Here is a 1,440-nt window from a genome sequence, read left to right as displayed (position 1 = left end):
TAAAAAAGTAGAATTTGTTCAACGAAGAAGTAAACTTCGTGTGCAAGATTTAAAAGTTATCTAATCGATTAGAATATAGGATTTTGTTAGACTTACCAAGCGAATTAAATAATTTATATGTTAGAGCTATTCATAAAAAGAGATAGCTCTTTTCTCGTATATATTTCTTTGTATTAGTGAAATCTAACTAAAAACTTATTGAAAAGGAAGTTAAATGGGTGAATTTGTTAAAGCTATAGTTAGGCTGCTCAAATTGATGGGACAAACAATTAGTATTGTAGGTGGTTATATAATTGGAGAATTGGTAGTGAATGCAAGGATTATAAATCTGCTCTTATATGGGCCCCATCGTAGTGATTAATATTGCAGTTACTGCGGTTACTATATTTTTACTTCCTCATATATAGCATTGCAATTAGGTATCGGATTTTATTTTTTTGTATTTTTGCTAATAGTGAATGCTTTGAGATTACATGGAATCATTTTAGCTCTTATTGCACTTGTGATTCATATTACAAATTTAAGAGTGTTAGTATTCTTTTTACAACGCCTATTGCTTCTTCATTTTATAAAGATGGGAAAGAAGAAATTATTCGTCTGCCAAAATCAATTTTGAAAGAAAGACAGGAAATTTACAAATAATAGATTCTACAATACATCCAAAGGAACGAGAAAAATTGAAATCATTTGAGTATGGAGATGAAGAAATGAATCTCGTGAACTTGGTTTTGCGGTATTTTCAATCATCATTAGTATAAGTACATTATCTATAACGCTTAATATTGATATGTAAACTTTATTTACAGGTGGTTGGATTATTTTACTTTTGAGTGGGTTGATATGAGATTTGCTGTGCTAGCACTCTTACTAGTTTGTATTTTATATAATGTGAAATAAAGGAATGGTGGAAATGAAATGTCTTCTTAAAATTATAGCAATTACGCTTTTAGCTGGAGTTATCAGCGGTTGCTCTGAATTATCAGAAATAGAAGAAAGAGGATTTGTAGTAGGTGCGGCTTACGATATTGTGAAGGAAAAGAAATCAAATCCAATTATGAAAGGGACGTATCAGATGGTTCTTCCCAGTAAATTAACGCAACAAGGTGTACAGGATGCAGGAAATAGTTATATTAATGTTAGTGCAAAAGCAGATAATGTGTTTGAACAAATAAGAATTATCGATAAAAAAATTAGTCGTACATTATTTTTTCCGCATATACAAGTGCTTATTTTTTCTAAAGAATTACTCTCGAATCCAAATATTTTACAAAATACGCTAGATGTATATATTCGAGATAATGAAATGAGACGAAATATCCGTCTATTTGTTTCTGAGAAAAATGCAGAAGATATCTTGAAACAAAGTGCAAAACCCGAAAATTTACCGGCACAGTATATTGATATGTTAGCTGACCACCCCATGATAAATGCTCAAGTGAT

1 protein-coding gene and 1 pseudogene are annotated in these 1,440 nt (G+C 30.5%); both read left to right on the top strand.

Annotation, left to right across the window (positions count from 1 at the left end; all coding sequences use genetic code 11):
- Window positions 1-229: 229 nt before the first annotated feature.
- Window positions 230-674: pseudogene (locus DN401_RS29245) on the top strand (spore germination protein); the annotation flags it as partial.
- A 236-nt stretch (window positions 675-910) separates the two neighbouring features.
- Window positions 911-1,440, top strand: a 530-nt coding sequence (locus tag DN401_RS29240) for a Ger(x)C family spore germination protein (protein WP_472926235.1), incomplete at its 3' end; no start/stop codon positions are given.

The sequence above is a fragment of the Bacillus sp. BF2-3 genome, assembly GCF_008368795.1.
Lineage (GTDB): Bacteria > Bacillota > Bacilli > Bacillales > Bacillaceae_G > Bacillus_A > Bacillus_A cereus.
This window is presented reverse-complemented; position numbering and strand designations above follow the sequence as displayed.